Source organism: Paraflavitalea speifideaquila, from assembly GCF_032395985.1.
Lineage (GTDB): Bacteria > Bacteroidota > Bacteroidia > Chitinophagales > Chitinophagaceae > Paraflavitalea > Paraflavitalea speifideaquila.
In genome coordinates, this window is record NZ_CP135920.1 from 709514 (window position 1) to 727234 (window position 17721).

The 17721-nt window shown below is 45.4% G+C and carries 28 protein-coding genes and 1 pseudogene; 25 read left to right on the forward strand and 4 right to left on the reverse strand.

Going from position 1 to position 17721, the window contains the following annotated elements:
• Positions 1–290 precede the first annotated feature (290 nt).
• The 7 genes from RS881_RS05025 to RS881_RS05055 all read left to right on the forward strand — a co-directional run bounded on the left by RS881_RS05025 (position 291) and on the right by RS881_RS05055 (position 5897).
• Positions 291–584 (forward strand): TolC family protein, encoded by a 294-nt coding sequence (locus RS881_RS05025; protein ID WP_484557615.1) that lies wholly within the window; start codon positions 291–293, stop codon positions 582–584.
• Positions 585–619: 35 nt separating this feature from the next.
• Complete coding sequence (locus RS881_RS05030) at positions 620–922, forward strand: TolC family protein (RefSeq protein WP_315820069.1); 303 nt, start codon at positions 620–622, stop codon at positions 920–922.
• Complete coding sequence (locus RS881_RS05035; RefSeq protein WP_315820070.1) at positions 879–1289, forward strand: TolC family protein; 411 nt, start codon at positions 879–881, stop codon at positions 1287–1289. The genes RS881_RS05030 and RS881_RS05035 overlap by 44 nt, the downstream gene beginning before the upstream one ends.
• A gap of 17 nt (positions 1290–1306) precedes the next feature.
• Positions 1307–1615 (forward strand): TolC family protein, encoded by a 309-nt coding sequence (locus tag RS881_RS05040; protein ID WP_315824360.1) that lies wholly within the window; start codon positions 1307–1309, stop codon positions 1613–1615.
• Positions 1616–1747: 132 nt separating this feature from the next.
• The gene (locus RS881_RS05045) at positions 1748–3040 is read left to right on the forward strand and encodes an efflux RND transporter periplasmic adaptor subunit (protein ID WP_315820071.1); all 1293 of its coding nucleotides are present in this window, start codon (positions 1748–1750) and stop codon (positions 3038–3040) included.
• 442 nt (positions 3041–3482) lie between these two features.
• The gene (locus RS881_RS05050) at positions 3483–4742 is read left to right on the forward strand and encodes an ABC transporter permease (protein WP_315820072.1); all 1260 of its coding nucleotides are present in this window, start codon (positions 3483–3485) and stop codon (positions 4740–4742) included.
• Positions 4743–5042: 300 nt separating this feature from the next.
• Entirely contained in the window at positions 5043–5897 is an 855-nt protein-coding gene (locus tag RS881_RS05055; RefSeq protein WP_315820073.1) for an ABC transporter permease, read from the forward strand.
• A 309-nt stretch (positions 5898–6206) separates the two neighbouring features.
• Here RS881_RS05055 and RS881_RS05060 read toward each other — a convergent pair whose 3' ends face one another.
• A complete protein-coding gene (locus tag RS881_RS05060; RefSeq protein WP_315820074.1) occupies positions 6207–7202 on the reverse strand; it encodes an IS4 family transposase in 996 nt (331 codons plus the stop codon).
• Between the two features lie 26 nt (positions 7203–7228).
• Positions 7229–7381, reverse strand: a complete 153-nt coding sequence (locus RS881_RS59035) for a transposase DNA-binding-containing protein (protein ID WP_350339978.1) — start codon at positions 7379–7381, stop codon at positions 7229–7231.
• A 193-nt stretch (positions 7382–7574) separates the two neighbouring features.
• Here RS881_RS59035 and RS881_RS05065 point away from each other — a divergent pair, with 193 nt between their 5' ends.
• Genes RS881_RS05065 through RS881_RS05075 form a run of 3 tightly spaced genes read left to right on the forward strand, consistent with a single transcriptional unit; the run spans position 7575 to position 8607 of the window.
• The gene (locus RS881_RS05065) at positions 7575–7889 is read left to right on the forward strand and encodes an NAD(P)-binding domain-containing protein (RefSeq protein WP_315820075.1); all 315 of its coding nucleotides are present in this window, start codon (positions 7575–7577) and stop codon (positions 7887–7889) included.
• 29 nt (positions 7890–7918) lie between these two features.
• The gene (locus RS881_RS05070) at positions 7919–8047 is read left to right on the forward strand and encodes a hypothetical protein (protein ID WP_315824361.1); all 129 of its coding nucleotides are present in this window, start codon (positions 7919–7921) and stop codon (positions 8045–8047) included.
• The gene (locus RS881_RS05075; protein WP_315820076.1) at positions 8038–8607 is read left to right on the forward strand and encodes an NAD(P)H-dependent glycerol-3-phosphate dehydrogenase; all 570 of its coding nucleotides are present in this window, start codon (positions 8038–8040) and stop codon (positions 8605–8607) included. The genes RS881_RS05070 and RS881_RS05075 overlap by 10 nt, the downstream gene beginning before the upstream one ends.
• Positions 8608–8813: 206 nt before the next feature.
• Here RS881_RS05075 and RS881_RS05080 read toward each other — a convergent pair whose 3' ends face one another.
• Together RS881_RS05080 and RS881_RS05085 are read right to left on the reverse strand one after the other, a co-directional pair.
• Positions 8814–9551 (reverse strand): coproporphyrinogen-III oxidase family protein, encoded by a 738-nt coding sequence (locus RS881_RS05080; protein WP_315820077.1) that lies wholly within the window; start codon positions 9549–9551, stop codon positions 8814–8816.
• Positions 9548–9892 (reverse strand): radical SAM protein, encoded by a 345-nt coding sequence (locus tag RS881_RS05085; RefSeq protein ID WP_315820078.1) that lies wholly within the window; start codon positions 9890–9892, stop codon positions 9548–9550. The genes RS881_RS05080 and RS881_RS05085 overlap by 4 nt, the downstream gene beginning before the upstream one ends.
• Positions 9893–9976: 84 nt before the next feature.
• Here RS881_RS05085 and RS881_RS05090 point away from each other — a divergent pair, with 84 nt between their 5' ends.
• From RS881_RS05090 to RS881_RS05155, 15 genes and pseudogenes are all read left to right on the forward strand, one after another.
• Positions 9977–10465, forward strand: coding sequence for a hypothetical protein (locus RS881_RS05090; protein WP_315820079.1), 489 nt, complete (start codon positions 9977–9979; stop codon positions 10463–10465).
• 7 nt (positions 10466–10472) lie between these two features.
• Complete coding sequence (locus RS881_RS05095) at positions 10473–10694, forward strand: hypothetical protein (RefSeq protein ID WP_315820080.1); 222 nt, start codon at positions 10473–10475, stop codon at positions 10692–10694.
• Between the two features lie 97 nt (positions 10695–10791).
• Entirely contained in the window at positions 10792–11001 is a 210-nt protein-coding gene (locus RS881_RS05100) for a hypothetical protein (RefSeq protein WP_315820081.1), read from the forward strand.
• Between the two features lie 83 nt (positions 11002–11084).
• A complete protein-coding gene (locus RS881_RS05105; RefSeq protein ID WP_315820082.1) occupies positions 11085–11339 on the forward strand; it encodes a hypothetical protein in 255 nt (84 codons plus the stop codon).
• Between the two features lie 312 nt (positions 11340–11651).
• Entirely contained in the window at positions 11652–11789 is a 138-nt protein-coding gene (locus tag RS881_RS05110; protein WP_315820083.1) for a hypothetical protein, read from the forward strand.
• 195 nt (positions 11790–11984) lie between these two features.
• On the forward strand, positions 11985–12545 hold the full coding sequence (locus tag RS881_RS05115; protein ID WP_315820084.1) for a hypothetical protein: 561 nt from the start codon (positions 11985–11987) through the stop codon (positions 12543–12545).
• 26 nt (positions 12546–12571) lie between these two features.
• Complete coding sequence (locus RS881_RS59040; protein ID WP_350340190.1) at positions 12572–13024, forward strand: DUF4271 domain-containing protein; 453 nt, start codon at positions 12572–12574, stop codon at positions 13022–13024.
• An 89-nt stretch (positions 13025–13113) separates the two neighbouring features.
• Entirely contained in the window at positions 13114–13680 is a 567-nt protein-coding gene (locus tag RS881_RS05120; RefSeq protein WP_315820085.1) for a uroporphyrinogen-III synthase, read from the forward strand.
• 290 nt (positions 13681–13970) lie between these two features.
• Complete coding sequence (locus RS881_RS05125) at positions 13971–14318, forward strand: DUF255 domain-containing protein (RefSeq protein WP_315820086.1); 348 nt, start codon at positions 13971–13973, stop codon at positions 14316–14318.
• Positions 14266–14780 (forward strand): annotated as a pseudogene (locus RS881_RS05130) (DUF255 domain-containing protein). Before RS881_RS05125 ends, RS881_RS05130 begins: the two are co-directional and overlap by 53 nt.
• Positions 14781–14797: 17 nt before the next feature.
• The gene (locus RS881_RS05135; protein WP_315820087.1) at positions 14798–15484 is read left to right on the forward strand and encodes a YyaL domain-containing protein; all 687 of its coding nucleotides are present in this window, start codon (positions 14798–14800) and stop codon (positions 15482–15484) included.
• Between the two features lie 111 nt (positions 15485–15595).
• Positions 15596–16027 (forward strand): YyaL domain-containing protein, encoded by a 432-nt coding sequence (locus RS881_RS05140; RefSeq protein WP_315820088.1) that lies wholly within the window; start codon positions 15596–15598, stop codon positions 16025–16027.
• A gap of 334 nt (positions 16028–16361) precedes the next feature.
• Complete coding sequence (locus tag RS881_RS05145) at positions 16362–16769, forward strand: SUMF1/EgtB/PvdO family nonheme iron enzyme (protein ID WP_315820089.1); 408 nt, start codon at positions 16362–16364, stop codon at positions 16767–16769.
• Positions 16658–17452 (forward strand): T9SS ring complex lipoprotein PorK/GldK, encoded by a 795-nt coding sequence (gene porK, locus RS881_RS05150; RefSeq protein ID WP_484557629.1) that lies wholly within the window; start codon positions 16658–16660, stop codon positions 17450–17452. Before RS881_RS05145 ends, porK begins: the two co-directional genes overlap by 112 nt.
• 142 nt (positions 17453–17594) lie before the next feature.
• Positions 17595–17717: a hypothetical protein gene (locus RS881_RS05155; RefSeq protein ID WP_315825055.1), complete on the forward strand. Its 123-nt coding sequence runs from the start codon at positions 17595–17597 to the stop codon at positions 17715–17717.
• Positions 17718–17721 lie beyond the last annotated feature (4 nt).

Consider the following 17721-nt stretch of genomic DNA (forward strand, 5'->3'; position numbering starts at 1 on the left):
CTGTTAAAAATTTAAGTGGGTACCCTGGAAATGGCCGTTGGCAGGCTCCTGGCGGGCATTGGGAGGTTTTTTTAACCGTATTTTTTTCATGCTTTGCTGGGCATGCTGTATTTTGTGGGGTTATGGTTTTGCGCTTATATAAGTAGTTTTAACAGGCATCCCCTTACATAATAACCACTGATTTATTCTATGAAAAGGAAAATTCTATTACCTGTTTTTTACAGCTTGGGCTAATTGTTACCGGGTTTGGCCAGGATAAATGGGACCTGCGGCGTTGTGTTGAATATGCAGTGGCGCATAATATCTCTATTAAACAGGCGGATGTGCAGGCAAAATTGGCGGATGTCACGCTTACTCAGGCCAAGCGTTCGCAATATCCCAATCTTGATTTTACCGGTCAGTTGGGATTTAGTTCGGGTCGTAACCAGGATCCTACCAGCTTTAGCCTGATTACGCAAAGCTACCTGTCAAGCGGTTATACCCTGCAGGCAGGGATTAATCTGTTTAACTGGTTCAGCAAGCAAAATACCATTGCGGCCAATTCGTTGGATGCACAAGCTTCGCGGGCCAATGTAGAAAAATAAAAAGCGATATTTCCCTCAATGTAGCGGCAGCCTATTTGCAGGCATTGCTGAATAAAGAACAAGTGCACATCAGCGAGGTGCAGGTGAAGCAAACTGTGGCGCAACTGGATAATACCCGCAAACTGGTGGCAGCAGGTACGGTGCCTGAATTAAATGCACTGGAACTGGAGGCGCAGTTGGCAAGGGATAGTTCAACGCTGGTAACAGCCATGGCCACTACCGCCCAATCGGTATTACAAATTAAGGCCCTCCTAAACCTGGATGCAGGTACTCCTTTTGAAGTGGATGCCCCCGGTGGAACAGATCCCGGTAGAGAGCATTGCCGATCTGCAGCCTGAAACAGTATACGGACTGGCCATACAAAATATGCCTATCTCGAAGGTGAATGATTACCGGGTAAAGGCAGCACAAAAGTCAGTAGATGCCGCCAAAGGTAGCTTGTATCCTACTTTTTCCCTATTTGGCAGCCTGGGTAGCAGCAGCAATAGTCGGGCAAAGGGGGTGGATGGCATTACCCAATTACCCGATCAAAAGATTGGGTCTGTAACAGTAGGAGGAACGAGGTATGACGTCACTGCGCCGGATTTTGCTTATAATCAAAGTAAACTGGGTTATTTTAAGCAGTTGGATCAGAACTTCCGCCAATCCATTGGGGTAAGTGTAAGTGTGCCCATATTAACGGGGGCAATTTACGGGCAGCTGTAGACCGGTCAAAGCTGAACCTGCAAACGGCGGAACTTCAAAAGACACAGGATAACCTTACGCTGAAACAGGATATTTATAAGGCTTATACGGATGCTACGGCTTCGCTGCAAAAGTTCAGTGCTGGCAAGAAATCAGTAGAGACTGCCCAGAAAGCCTACGATTTTGCTTCGAAGCGCTATACGATCGGATTGTTGAATACAATTGACCTTCTCACCAATCAGAACAACTTATTCCGGTCCAAGATAGACCTGGTACTGGCACAGTATGATTATGTGTTTAAACTGAAAGTACTGGAATTTTATCGTGGCCAGGGCATTAAACTTTAACCCCAACCAACTAACAAATCAGACGTCACACGTTAACGAAACCGACATAACAATGAAGAAGAAAAACTCTGGTGGATCATTATAATCCTTATCGTCCTGGTCGTAGCGTTGCTGGCGCTTAAATCGGGCGGCGTGATCGGCAAAGAGGAAGGCTTAAAAGTATCCACCGAAAAAGTGGCCAAACGCACCATTATTGAAACCGTTAATGCCAGTGGAAAAGTATACCCCGAAATTGAAGTAAAGATCAGTCCCGATATTTCCGGTGAGATCGTGGAATTGAAATATGCCGAAGGTGATAGCGTAAGAAAAGGCGCTGTACTGGCCCGTATCTATGCAGATATTTATTCTACCCAACGCAACCAGGCTGCTGCGGTAGTAGATCAGCAGCAGGCCAGTGTGGAGAACAGCAGGGCACAGTTGGAAAGCCTCAAATCGGCACAGGACCTGGCCCAGCGCACTTATGACCGCCAGAAGCAATTGGCGGCTGAAAAAGTGATCTCGGCTTCAGAGTTTGACCAGGCTGATAATAACCTGAAGACTGCCAAAGCCAATTATAATGCTGCTGTCCAAAATATCCGCAGTGGGGTAGCTTCCATCGCCAGTGCCCAGGCCAGCCTGGAAAGGGCTGATAAAGACCTTAGCCGTACGGCCGTTCTGGCCACGATGGATGGCGTAGTGTCGCTCATGAATGTAAAGAAAGGGGAGCGCGTAGTAGGTAACTCCATGATGGCGGGAACGGAAATGATGCGCATAGCCGACCTGAGTGTAATGGAAGTACAGGTGGATGTGGGCGAAAATGATATTCCTAAAGTCAATTTGGGCGATTCGGCCCTGATTGAAGTGGATGCTTACAATAACCGCAAGTTCAAAGGCATAGTTACCAAGATAGCCAGCAGCAATACGACTGCGGGTACTGCTGCGGCTGCTACTGCCAATGATGTGACCAACTACAAAGTACATATCCGCATCTTAAGGGATTCATATAAGGACCTGCTGGACCCTTCCAAACCCAGGAAGTTTCCTTTCAGGCCGGGTATGAATGCCAGTGCAGATATACAAACCCTTACCAAGCCCAATGTATTGGCATCGGCGATCAATGCCGTAACTACCCGTGAAAAAGGAACGGATAATGTAGTGGCCGGACAAAAGGATAAAAAAGAAGAAGAAGGTATCCAGGAAGAAACGAAACCCGGTTTGTCGAGTGAGCTGGATGAGGTTGTTTTTGTATTGCAGCCTGGTGGTACTGTAAAAAGGGTAAAGGTGAGAACGGGTATACAGGATATCAATTATATTGAAATATTGGGCGGCCTGAAAGAAGGGGATGAGATCATTACAGCGCCTTATAATGTGATCAGCAAAACGCTTAAAGATGGCCAGAAGGTGAAAGTAGTGCCGGCGGATAAACTGTTTGAAACAAAGAAATAGTAATAACAGTAAAAGAGGCGACACCTTTCGTTTTGCGTTGCAAGGGTAAAGGTGTCACCTCGGAAGAGAAAATTATTAGAACAAAGGTGAGTCACCCTGCTGCCCGGCATAGCAGCGCGGTCCCGCAGCAGTGCGGGAGCCCACCTTTTATCTTAATTGAAAAGAAAAGGAGTCACCGCTGTAACCAGGGCTCAGGCGTTTGCGTCTGAGCCTTGTGTTTTTTATAGGAGGCTCAAAAGGGGAGTAAAGAGGTGACACCTTTCCTTTGTGTCGCAAGGGAAAGGTGTCACCTCGGGTAAAAGGGGTGGGAACTTCCCAAAACTGGACGGTCTCTGTAACAAAACCGGACACCGATGCAAGTGTCTGTAACATGATTAGGAACTGATTGCCAATGGCCTAGTAAAGTGGCATTGCATTGGCTTTCCATAATAAAAACAATTCTGTGATAAAGAGTTACTTAACAATTGCCTTACGTAATCTGTGGAGAAGCCGTGCTTTTTCTGCTATCAATGTATTGGGCCTGGCCATTGGTATAGGTACCTGCCTCATCATTATGCTTTTTGTACGGCATGAGCTGAGCTATGATCGCTATAATAAAAAAGCTGACCGTATGGTGCGGGTGGTATTCCGTGGTCATGTAAAGGGCGAGCAAATGCGGGAGGCCAATGTATTTCCGCCGGTAGCCCAGGCATTGGTGAGTGACTATCCCGAGGTACAGGAAGCTACCCGTATATCCTTTGGCGGATCGCCACTGGTAACCTATGGAGATAAAACATTTAAGGAAAAGACCTTTGCTTACGTTGATTCCAATTTTTTCCAGGTATTTACACTGCCGCTTATAGCAGGTGATGCCCGAACAGCATTGCTGTTGCCCAATACGATGGTCATTACAAAGGCCCTGGCGATAAAATATTTTGGGAATGAAAACCCTATTGGGAAACTGCTGGAGTTTAAAGATTGGAATGCCTCCTATAAAATAACCGGGCTCATTGATCAGGTGCCGGAGAACTCACATTTTCATTTCGACATGTTTGTGTCCATGGCCAACCAGCAGAATGCCCGGTCTACGTCCTGGATGCAGTCAAGCTATTTTACTTACCTGGTATTGCCCGAGGGATATAATTACAAACAACTGGAAGCGAAGTTGCCTGCTACGGTAGAAAAGTATATGGGGCCACAATTAAAGCAGGCTATGGGGCTTAGCCTGGCCGAATTTAGAAAGGGCGGTAATGATATTGGATTGTACCTGCAGCCACTTACTGATATACATCTGCATTCTGATTTCACCAATGATTTTGAAGCGCCTGGCGATATAAGGTATGTATACATATTTAGCGCCATCGCCTTGTTTATGCTGCTGATAGCCTGTATCAATTTTATGAACCTATCTACAGCCAGTGCCGGTAAGCGGGCTAAAGAAGTAGGCATCAGAAAAGTCATGGGCTCTGTAAAAGGTCAATTGGTAGGACAGTTTTTGCTGGAATCTTTTTTACTCACCACCGTTGCGTTGGTATTGGCTGTAGTGTTGGTTCAACTGGCGCTGCCCATATTTAATAGCATCGCAGGCAAAAACCTCCGGCTGGAATTGATCAATAACCGCTGGCTGCTGCCGGGTTTATTGTTGCTGGGTTTGATCACGGGTTTGTTGGCCGGTGGTTATCCCGCTTTTTCCTTTCTTCTTTTAAACCGGTGGCTGTATTAAAAGGGCAGATGGTATCAGGGAAAAAAAGCGCCGGTCTGCGTAGCGGCCTCGTGGTTTTTCAATTCTTTATTTCCATTACGCTGATGGTGAGTACGGCTGTTGTGTACAAGCAGCTTTCTTACATCCAGCATAAAAACTGGGCTATAACAAAGAGCAGGTCTTAATACTGCCTGAAACCTGGATGCTGGGTCAGCAAAAGCAACAGGTACTACATCAACAAATAGCGCAAGACCCCGGGCTGCCAGTATAACGGCCTCCTGGTATTTGCCGGCCGGCCCTTCCAATGGCAACAATTTTTTTGTGTACGAGCACAATACGGCGGAACAAATTAAAACGCTTCGCTACGAAGTAGACTACAATTATATTCCTACGCTGGGTATGGAACTGGTGGCGGGGCGAAACTTCTCCAAGGAGTTTGGTACTGATTCCATGGGTGTTATTTTGAATGAAACCGCTGTGGCGGCCATGGGATGGGATAAAGATGCGTTGGGGAAGATGATTGCCCATAGTGATAACGACGGCAAAAAAACAACTTATCGCGTAATTGGTGTAGTAAGGGATTTTCATTTCAAATCATTGCATGAACGAATCTCACCATTGGTCATGACCTTGAATGATGGCTATGGTACGCTGATCATTAAGACCAATACGAAAGACATTGCGGGATTGGTAAGCACGATAAAAACAAATGGGAACGGCTGGGTACGGGTGCCCCATTTGCCTATACCTTTTGATGAACAATTTACCAAGGTGTACCGGGCGGAACAACATACGGGCCGCATATTGGGCATCTTTGCCGGGCTCACCATTTTTGTAGCCTGTCTGGGACTATTTGGCCTGGCTACTTTCACCGCACGCCAGCGTAGTAAGGAAATCAGCATCCGGAAGGTGTTGGGCGCCAGCGTGACGGGTATCGTATCGCTGTTGTCGAAAGATTTTTTAAAGCTGGTGGGTATTGCGTTTATTATAGCGGCGCCCATTGCCTGGTATATCATGAACCAATGGCTGCAGGATTTTGAATACCGTATTGGAATTACCTGGTGGGTTTTTGCCCTGGCGGCCCTGGCAGCCATTGCCATCACACTGATCACCGTAAGTATACAGGCCATCAAGGCTGCACTGGTGAACCCGGTAAACACCTTACGCAACGAATAAGGCTAAGAGCCGTGACACCTTTCGCTTGCAAGGTAGAAAAGGTGGGCCACCCTGCTGCCCGGCGTAGCAGCGCTGCAGGGCTATTGTGTACCCACATCTTTTTGTAAAGCATATCCCTGATAAATGGTGTAAAACTTAGTTAGTCCATTTATCAGGGTATTAAACCCTGGTTTTCTTTGGGATGCATATCCTTTCCATCCCCCAGTCGTGCTAATATCCAAAATGCCCAGGCTAAGTTTTGCTGCTGAAAGGGATTTGATTGTTTCTCTGTTTTGCCCTGTACCTTTTTATTGATATTTGCCAAACACGCTACTTCCTCATCCTCAAACATTGTTCCCGTATCAGGACTATCCCCTTCCTCCATACCGTAGGCAATTGACATCTGAAACAACTTAATGATCGTGTCCAGCAGCATGAGGGTAAGTTTGCGGATGCTCCAACCACTTTCCAGCTCACTGCCTTCAATATTAAAACATTCCTTTTTAGCACTTTAAATACCTCCTCGATAAACCACCTGCATCTGTACCATTCTATCACCGTATGGGCCTGTTCAAAGTCTTCTACCGGCCAGGTAGTATATAGACGCCATAATATCGGGTCTTCAAAGTCTGTGTTTACCTCCCGCGCCTCTATTACGGTTAACTGTACCGATGACCCTGGCATGGACGCTGCCTTCTTATGAGGCTTCTTTAACTTTACTTTGCCAATTTTTACGGCTATGTCAGCCTCCCTCTTTTTCCTGGTTTTGTCTTTATGCTGATAGCTGATGGTTGTCCTATAATGACCCGCTACGGGCAATCCCTCTATATGATCCCAAAGCTTTACACCCTGTTCCAGCCGCCTGTTATGGTTGCTGCGTACCAGCAAAAAGAACTTGCCATCCTGGGGAGCCATGGCAAACTGTTCATAAAAATCGCCCTCCCTGTCCTGAATAATGATCACTGCCTGGGCTGCCGACAGGCTCTTGTAAGTCTGTTCATTGGAATCCACCCATACCTGGCTCTCCTTTTCTGATACACTCATGCGCTGCTGAACATAATGCGACACTTCCTGTCTCTGATGCTCCCTGGACCACACCTCAATACCCGAGTACCCATAGGGATAGCTCGTTCGGGCATCTATTACCAGGCTCGGATGTAACTTAAAGCCTATCCCTCTTATCGTATCGTTGATCGGACCAAGACTCTCATCATAGAGGATCCGTCCACTATGATCACATAGATTGATCTCGGTGGTATCCTGTATCGATAAAACTACATTGCCAGCACTTACCTTACCGCAACGCTCTACCATCTCCCTGATCAACAGGTCTTCTTGTACTTTATCATTCTTTAAAAACGATAATATCCTTTTTGTTCTGCACGACTATTGGATATCGATTGAATACTACTATAACCTGCTCGAAATAAAGAACTTAGTAATTGTTCCCCGCGACGCTCTATTCGTTTATCCCCGAATAAGTAATTATAATTGCTTTGATTCATAGTCACAAAGCTATTATTTGTGGGTACACAACAGCCCTGCTGCCCGGCGTAGCAGCGCTGCAGGGTGACTCACCTTTATACGAAAGCCGTGTCACCTCTCTAGAGATAGGTGTCACCACTTCCTTTTAGGCATTCAGCAGACTTTCCAACTTTCGGACTTTCCTACTTACTTTTGGGCCAAATAACGATATCCATGAGCGTAGGAGTTATTGGCAGCGGTAGCTGGGCAACAGCATTGGCAAAGATCCTTACTGATAATAAAAACCCCATTCACTGGTATATACGTAAAGAGGGGGTGGTTAAGCACCTGCAACAAAGGCACCACAATCCCCATTACCTGCATTCCGTATATTTCGATACTTCCTTATTAACCCTCAGTACTGATGTAGCGTCGGTAGTAGCCAACAGCGATTGTGTGCTGATTGCCGTGCCATCGGCTTATTTATTGGACACTTTGCAGCAATTGGACAAAAATGCCTTTAAAGGAAAAAGGTCATCTCGGCTGTAAAAGGCATTCTGCCACAAAAGAACCTGCTGCTGAATGATTACCTGGCAGCGGAATATGACCTGCCTCAATCAGATTATTTTACAGTAATGGGCCCCTGTCATGCGGAAGAAGTGGCAGCGGAAAAATTGTCTTACCTCACTTTTTCGGGGTGGATGTAACATTTGCTGAAGCAATAGCGACTTATTTTAAGACGGAATACATCAATACGGTAGTTAATAATGATGTATATGGCGTGCAGTATGCCGCGATCCTGAAGAATATTTATGCTATGGGAGCGGGTATTGCGCATGGACTGGAGTATGGTGATAATTTCCTAAGTGTACTTATTGCCAACTGTGCCGATGAAATGGCTGGTTTTCTTAAAAAGGTAGGCATACAGCATATTGAAGTGGGTATCCATGAAGAAGATCCCATTACCCACCGTAAAGCGGCCAATTATTCGGCGTCTGTTTACCTGGGGGATCTGCTGGTAACCTGCTATTCCTTGTTCAGCCGTAACCGCACTTTTGGTAATATGATCGGTAAAGGCTATTCCGTAAAGGCTACCCAACTGGAAATGAACATGGTAGCAGAAGGGTACTATGCCTGCAAATGCATCTTTGATATTAATCAAACGATACAGGCCGACATGCCCATTGCAACTGCCGTTTATAACATATTATGGCAAAATGTTAAACCTGGAGATGGCTTTAAACTAATAGAAGAGGTACTGGTCTAAAAATGTAACTTACATACAATATTATGCCCCTCTCATTTCAATCATATGGCCCCATTGCGATACTCCTCATAGTAGGGGTACTCTCCGTAGTGGAACTGGTCAAATACCTCAAAAGCCACAAGCGGCAGCATTGATCGTTAGCAAGTATTACTTCAATTACATATAGGTGATAGTACCCTGGATATTTTGTTTATGTTGATGTTTCCTTATACAAACAAATCGCCTGCAATCCCATCGGCAAAGAGTTTCCCTTGTTTGGTTAGTACCAGCCGCCCGTCTTTTTCCTGCAATAACTGTTGCTCGATAAAGCGGGAACTGTTTTTTAGCAATGCCTTACTGCCTTTTTCTCCACTTAATTGTTGTACCTGCTGGAGGCTAAGGCCTTCCATTGTACGCAGGGAAGTCATGATGTATTCATTCAGCCGTTGGTCGGCTGTTAAGGTCTCCACCTCAAAAGGTATGGTACCTTGTTTCAATGATTGAATATACAGGGCATTATTGGCTATATTCCACTGCCTGCTTTGTCCATTAAAGGAATGAGCCGAAGGGCCCAGGCCCAGGTAGTGGGCACCTTGCCAGTAGGCGCTGTTGTGGCGGCTGCGGTGTCCTGGTAAAGCGAAATTAGAGATCTCATAATGTTCATAACCCGCTGCTGCTGTCCAGTCCATCAACTGCAGGAACTGCCTGGCCTGATCGTCGGGCTCTACATTGCTCACCTGGTGTTTGCGGATCATACTGTCCAGCGCGGTTTTAGGTTCAACTGTCAATGCATAACAGGAAAGGTGTGGAATGCCCAGGTTGATAGCCTGGGTTACATTTTGCTTCCACCGCTCATCGGTAAGGGTGGGGGTGCCATAGATCAGGTCAATGGTAAGGTTGTTGAAATGATGGAGGGCCAGTTGCAGGTTGTCGATAGCTTGCCGGGCAGTATGTGCCCGGTTCATCCATTGCAGGTCTTCTTCAAAAAAGATTGTACACCCATGCTCAGCCGGTTAATCCCCGCCTGTTGCCAATGCAATAAGGTGGGTTCACTTATATCATCCGGATTGGCTTCCAGGGTTATTTCGGCATCGTTGCTGACGGTATAATGCGTGTGAAGGGAGGTTAATATGCTTTGGAGTTCCTCTTTTTCCAATAAGGAAGGCGTACCCCCGCCAAAATAAATGGTTTCTACCTGTTCTCCTTGCAGGTATTCTGGCCGGAGTTCGATCTCTTTCAATAAAGCGGTTAAAAATCGTTCTTTAGGCTCAGGGAGGTAGAGAAATGAAAGTTGCAATAATGACACGCACGTTTGCAAAAGGGTATATGTAGGTAAATGCCTGCCATTGCGTTCCGTATTTTTATCGGATATTACAGTTCAATTTTTGAAATGGATGATGACAAAGGTAGCAGTATATCAGAACATGCACAGAAAGGCCCTTTTGTCATCTTCTTCCTATTGCCCATGCTACTCCAGGCGCAATACCGGCTACACATCCTTTCCGTAGACAGGGATTCTGCATTTGTGCACCAAAAATTGAAATTGCAAACCGATTTCAAGAATGACCGGCTTTGTGCCGAATATGTAAGCAATATACCCGCACTCCTTCAATCCAAGGGATATCCCACAGCTTCGATAGACAGTGTGTATTATGATACGCTTTTTGCCACCATCAAGCTATTTGTGGGAGAGCCGCTGAAATGGACACGGATAAACACTGATTCTGTCGACCGCAAAATACTGGAACAAGTGAACTGGGGAGGGAAAAATAAGTGTTCAAAAGCCGTTGGATTTTCAGCAACTTCAAAACCTGCAACAGAAAATACTGGATTACCTGGAAAACAATGGCTACCCCTTTGCCAGTACCAGACTGGATAGTATAACCTTGCAGGAAAATACTTTCCAGGCTACCTTAAAGGTGGAGAAAGGCCCTTTGTACAAGATTGACAGCATCTATAATAAGGGAAATGCCAAGCTTTCGCCGGTATTTTTGCAACAATACCTGGGTATCCCCAATGGTACTATTTTCAAAAAAGAGAAGTTGCAAATGGTGAGTAAAAACTCAGTGAGCTGCCCTATGTACAAGAACAGCAACCCTGGGATATGACTTTATTGGGAACGGGTTCTATCCTGAACCTTTACCTGGCTCCTAAAAAAAGCAGCCAGATCAATGTGTTGGTGGGTTTTTACCAGCCAATGATCAATTGGCGAGCAACAAATTATTGGTTACGGGCGAAGCTACCATTAATCTAAAGAATGCCTTCGGCGCCGGTGAAACCATCGGATTAAACTGGCAGCAGATACAGGTGAAATCTCCCCGGCTCAACCTTTCTTTTGCCTATCCTTATCTATTTAATACCCCTTTCGGCATCAACTTTGGGTTTGATCTCTTTAAAAGGATTCTTCATTTGTAAATATTAGCCTGCTGCTGGGCCTGCAATATGCCCTTTCTTCCAATCAAACGGGCAGTGTATACATTCAAAACCTGAGTACCAGCTTGTTAACAGTTGATACATTGCAGGTTAAGAATTCGCGTCGCTTGCCGATAGAAGCTGATGTCAGGTCGGTGAATGTAGGGATCAATTATGAGTGGTTCAATACCGATTACCGGTATAATCCACGCAGGGGTAATGAATTTGTGATCAATGTTTCAGCAGGCACCAAAAAAAGATCAATAAGAACAGTTCCATTGTTAAGCTCAGGGATGCCGCTGATCCCAGTTTCAATTTTAATAGCTTGTATGATACGGTGAATATGAACGCCTATCAGTTCAAGGTTAAGCTGGCTGCTGCCCATTATTTCAGGCTTACGCGGGCTTCTACCCTCAAAACAGCGGTAAACGGGGCCTGGTTCCAGAGTCCCAGCATTTTCAGGAATGAATTGTTCCAGATTGAGGTTATCGTTTACTACGTGGTTTTGATGAAGAAAGCATATTTGCCTCCCGTTATGCAGTGGGCACGGTTGAATACCGTTATTTGTTGGGCCAGAATTCCTTTTTGTTTGCCTTTACCGACCTGGGCTGGGCAAAAATACCTTGCCCTCGGTAAACAAGAGCAATACTTATTTGGGACTTGGGCTAGGAATGGCATTTGAAACCAAGGCGGGTATCTTCAATATTTCTTACGCAGCAGGAAAACGGGATGATGCCAAATTCAACCTCCGGCAGGCCAAGATCCATTTTGGGTATGTGAACTATTTCTAGGGTTTCAATCGGCCTGGTAGGTAGTTCGGCATTCCTGCTTTGACATGATGATCCCATTTGTTGGGGCACTGCCTATTCCTGGGCTACTTGTTCTTACACAAACTTCTGTCTTTTTGGATAATGAATTGATATACTTTGTCGTTCTCCATTCATTGTTCAGGATTCTTAATACTTTTGCCCACCCAATTATTGCTGGTGAAAAAAATTGTACTACTTGTCTTTTATTGTATCCTGCTACTCCAGTATTCCTATGCACAAGTTCAGGGTGATTCTACTGTGCGGCAACCTGATACAGCCATTCCAAAGCCGCAGGACACTGTGGTAAAAAAGACACCAGTATCAAAAAAAACGCCCATTGTCAGGAAAAAGGTAGATACCAGTGCGAAAATCATTCAGCCCCCAGTTAAAGCCATAAAGGATACTATTCAGCGAGACACGGCGGCTCCATTGGCCATCCTGCCTAAGGAAGATCACCCGCCCGAAAATACCCTGGAAGGCTTTCAGGCAGTTTTACGCAACCATCCCTATTATCAACTCAAGGGCCATACCCGGGTACTGCTGTTAAAGAATGACGGGGCTTTCAACACGGATATTTTATTCTATTTTCTCTTTGGGCTCCTGTTTTACTATGCCATTATCCGGATATTCTTCTATAAGTACCTGAGCAATATTACCACCCTGTTCTTCCGTGCCACTATGCGACAGCAGCAACTCCGGGAGCAATTGTCGCAGGCCCCTTACCTTCCTTATTCCTGAATGTACTTTTTGTGTGTGCAGGCGGGATGTTTCTGGCCTTTGTGGCCTTATATTTTCAGCTAACACCCGAACAAAACCTGTGGATATTATGGGGTTATGGGTGTCTTTTGGTGTTGGCCATCTACCTGGGTAAGTTCATCATTCTCAAAATAATCGGCTGGATCTTCAATGTGAGCAATGCAACCGATACTTACATATTTATCATCTTTATGGTTAATAAGATGGTCGGTATTATCCTGGTGCCGGTTTTGATACTGATGGCCTTCCCGTATGGGTCGTTTTTACCGGTTACAATGACGCTGGCATTCATAATGTTGGCATTATCACTGGCTTATCGATTCATAATCTCTTATAAACCAATACGAAGCGAAATAAAGGTAAGTCGGTTCCATTTTTTTGTATACCTTTGCGCCTTTGAAATAGCACCCCTATTGCTGATTTACAAGGTGTTATTGATTTTTGTGGAAAGAAGTTATTAATTTGCAAATCCATACGGCACAAATATGGTAAAAAACGGGGCTAAAAACGTAGCAACTGATCCTAATTCGATTAGTGTGATTAAAAAATATTGATCACCCAACCTAGACCAGAGACCGACAAATCACCTTACTTCGAGCTTGCCAGGAAGTACAGTGTGGAATTGCAGTTTCATCCTTTTATCCGCGTAGACGGTATTCCCTCCAAGGAATTCCGCCGCCAAAAGATTGAAATTGCGCAATACTCTGCTGTCATATTCACCAGCCGCAATGCTATTGACCATTTCTTCCGTATTTGTGAAGAAATGAAAGTAAGTGTATCGCAGGATACCAAATACTTCTGTATTACCGAGGCTGTCGCCTTATATCTCCAAAAATTCATCCTCTATCGCAAACGCAAAGTGTTTTATGGGGCCGATGGCACCAATAAAAGCATGTTTGATGTAGTGAACAAGCACAAAGAGAACGAGAAATTCCTCTACCCATGCTCTGAAAATCAGCAGGATAATGAGATCGTGGGCTGGCTGAAGAGTAACAATTGTGGCTATGCAACGCCCTTTATGTACCGCACCATCAGCAATGATGTAAAAGAAGTGCTGGACAATACCGAATTCGATATTATTTGTTTTTCACCCCAGCGGTGTAAAAAGCCTCTTTGATAACTGTCCACGGTTTAAGCAAAATGGTACACGTATTGGCGCTTTTGGTAGCAATACATCCCGCGCCATTGAAGATGCCGGTCTTACTTTGGACATTAAAGCTCCCCAACCACAGGCACCTTCCATGGTAGCCGCCCTGGAACAATACCTGTCGGGTATTTTTAAGAAAAAAATAAGGTCGTTTTATTTTATTGCGAATTGTCCCGATATTCATCGGGAGTATGTTGAACATTGAGCACTTTTGCGGGTAATGTTCAATGCTCAATTTTCAATACTCAATCTGACCTTTTATGGCCACAAATAGGCTTATCAAAGAAAGTAGTCCCTATTTATTGCAACATGCCCATAATCCCGTGGATTGGTATCCCTGGGGTGAAGAAGCGCTTGACAGGGCAAAAGCGGAAAATAAGCCCATCCTGGTCAGTATTGGTTATGCAGCCTGTCATTGGTGCCATGTGATGGAAAGGGAGAGCTTTGAGGATGAAGACACGGCTATGCTCATGAATGAGCATTTTATCAATATCAAGATCGACCGGGAAGAGCGCCCCCGACCTGGATCATATTTACATGGATGCTGTGCAAACGATGACGGGCAGCGGGGGCTGGCCCTTAAATGTTTTCCTTACGCCTGCCGGTAAACCTTTTACGGAGGCACCTACTTTCCACCCCGGCCGGTGGCCAACCGGCCTTCCTGGAAGGATGTACTTACCGGGGTTTCCAATGCCTTCCGGGATAAACGACAGGCCATTGAAGACCAGGCGGAAAACCTCACCCAGCACCTGGTAAGATCGAATGAATTTGGTCTGCAGCAGGTGACAGAGCTGGCAATTGACCTTCCCACTACTTTTAGCAAGGATAAGACTTTGCTGATGTTTACCAACATCATGAAGAATGCCGACCAGGAAGAGGGAGGGTTTGGCCGGGCGCCCAAGTTTCCCCAAACTTTTACTATTCAATTCCTGCTGCATCATTACTACTACACTAAAAATCCTGCTGCGCTGGAGCAAGCCTGTTTAAGTTTAGATAAGATGATACAAGGCGGTATCTATGACCAGGTGGGGGCGGTTTTGCCCGATATGCTACAGACGGCGATTGGCTAGTACCTCATTTTGAAAAAATGCTGTACGATAATGCCTTGCTGGTAATTGTTTTAAGCGAGGCTTATCAACTCACCCACAAGCCCTTATACGAGCGGGCGATCCGTCAAACCCTTGCTTTTACAGAACGTGAAATGCTGTCGCCCGAATTTGGCTTTTATTCGGCTCTTGATGCGGATAGTGAAGGGTTGGAGGGAAAGTACTATGTGTGGGACAAACAGGAGGTAGATGCCTTGCTTGGGAAAGATGCGGAGTTGTTTTGCGCATTCTATGATGTAAGTGAAACGGGTAACTGGGAGCATAAGAATATACTGAACATTAAAACTGCCCCGGAGGTGTTTGCCACCCAACACCACCTCTCCGTGGAGGAGTTATGGCACCGGATGGATCGGTGCCGTGGCCTATTGATGCAATATAGGAACCGGCGGATCAGGCCCTTGTTGGATGATAAGCAATTGCTGGGTTGGAATGCCCTTATGAACCATGCTTATTGCAAGGCTGCTGCAGCTTTGAGAGATGATCTGTACCGGGAGCTGGCGGAACGGAATATGGCTTTTTGTTGGGACGTTTTCAGGGGCCGGATGGGGCATTTCACCATACTTACAAAGAGGGTGTGGCCAGGTATCCCGCCTTCCTGGACGATTATTCTTGCCTTATTCAGGCATTGTTGCAGCTACAGGAGGTTACTGGCAATAAGGCCTATTTAGAGCAGGCACGGGCCCTTACAACCCATGTACTTGATAATTTTAGTGAGACTGATACGGGTTTTTCTACTTTACACCAACCGGACAGGCCGATATTATCGTACGTAAAAGGAAGTGTATGATGGGGCTGTGCCTTCGGGCAATGCAGTGATGGCCATTAACCTTTATTGCCTGGGTATTATTTTTGATGTACCCGGGTGGCGTGAGCGAAGTGTTCAGATCTGTGCCTTGTTGCAGCAAACAGTAAGTAGGTATCCGGGGTCATTTGGCGTATGGGCAACGATGATCCAGGCGCTTACTTATACTATCCCTGAGATAGCGATTATTGGCGGGAATTTTGCAATGCTTCGCGAGGATGTTTTACGACGATTCATACCTATCCACGTACTTCAATCCGCTCCCTCTGAACCCTCAAATCAGGAATTTCCCCTGTTGGCCAATAAGCCTTATTCAGCCGGCACAGTTATTTTTCTGTGCCAGGCCTATGCTTGCCAACAGCCTGTAAATGAGGCAGATGCATTGGTCCAATTAATGGAAAATGTGTAAAACTTAATCTTTTTCAGAATACAATAATCTGGTTTCAAGCATCGTTTATTCCTATGCTGGAGTTCTGTATTGCAGTTTTAAAAAATAAATTCTAAACTTGTGATGAAGTCGGTAAAACATTATTTTTGCCCAATACCCTTTAATATGATGAAAATGAAAAACCTATCCGCCTTTACAGCCGTTGCGGCAATGTTTTCCATTGCTACAGGATGTGGGCTGGGGAAGTCATCAAAGGATTGCCGAGCGATGGCCAGCTTCATGGTGTATCTCCGGCAGCCAAGTACAATTTGACCAAGCCCCCGGCATGGTCTACATACCACCTGGAACCTTCCATATGGGACCCAGTGATGAGGATGTAAACTATGCGTATACTGCAAGGAACAAACAGATATCCATTAATGGCTTCTGGATGGATGCCACTGAAATCACCAACAATGAATACCGCCAGTTTGTACAATGGGTGCGCGACTCCACGGCCGCTGTTCGACTGCAATATGGTAAAGAAGTGGATGGTGTTTTTGTGATTGATTGGAAGAAAGCCAAGACCATCAAATGGAATGACAAAGCAACCATTGAAAAGATGGACCAAATGATCCTGAGTCCTGAGAATAGGATCTTTGGTAAAAAGAAATTGACCCCAACAAGCTTGAATATCACTCTGAGACCTTCGATCTTAAGGAGGCTGCTAAAAGAGAAAATGCTGGCGTTCCCCGTTCCAAATTCATCAGGAAGAAAGATGTGAAGATCTATCCCGATACATTGATTTGGATACGCGATTTCAGCTATTCTTACAATGAGCCCATGACCAAGCGTTATTTCTCGCATCCTGCCTTCGGTAATTATCCGGTAGTAGGTGTTAGCTGGAAGCAGGCTACTGCTTTCTGTGAGTGGAGAACGCATTACCTCAATTCATTCCTCGAAAGCAAAAAGCGACCAACGGAATCAGATTTCCGCCTGCCTACGGAAGCAGAGTGGGAATATGCAGCCCGTGGCGGCCGTTCACAATCCATGTTCCCATGGGGTAACTACTATCTCCGGAACAAAAAGGGTTGTCTCCTGGCCAACTTTAAACCCGGCCGTGGTAACTACCCTGAAGATGGTGGTTTCTATACAGTACGTGCCGATGCTTACTGGCCCAACGACTTCGGTCTGTATTGCATGGCAGGTAATGTGGCGGAGTGGACTTCTTCCATGTATTATGAAGGTGCTTACAACTTCCAACACGATATGAACCCAGACATTCGCTTTAATGCGGATGACGCTGATCCTCCCCGTATGAAACGTAAAGTTATTCGTGGCGGTAGCTGGAAAGATGTGGGTTATTTCCTGCAAACCAGCACCCGTAATTACGAGTACATGGATACTGCTAAGTCTTACATTGGCTTCCGTTGTGTAATTGACTTGCCTCCGATGCAGAGAAAATAAAATGCTGCTTCCGAGTACTTTTCTGGCTGCTTAACCCGTTATTGATGGCAATGTTATACACTGCGATCAAGACTATATAGTATTGTTTTCTCTAATTTAACCCTATAAAATCCGTTTTCTAACCATTTAAACAATTAAAATTATGGCTGGAGTTTCTAAATCAACCGAAAGAGTGGTGAATGTAGTAGTTTGTATGGGCGCTGCTATCGTAATCTTTGGTGCCTGGCAAAAATTACTCACCAGGCGCTTGCTGACTTCTTCCTAACAGC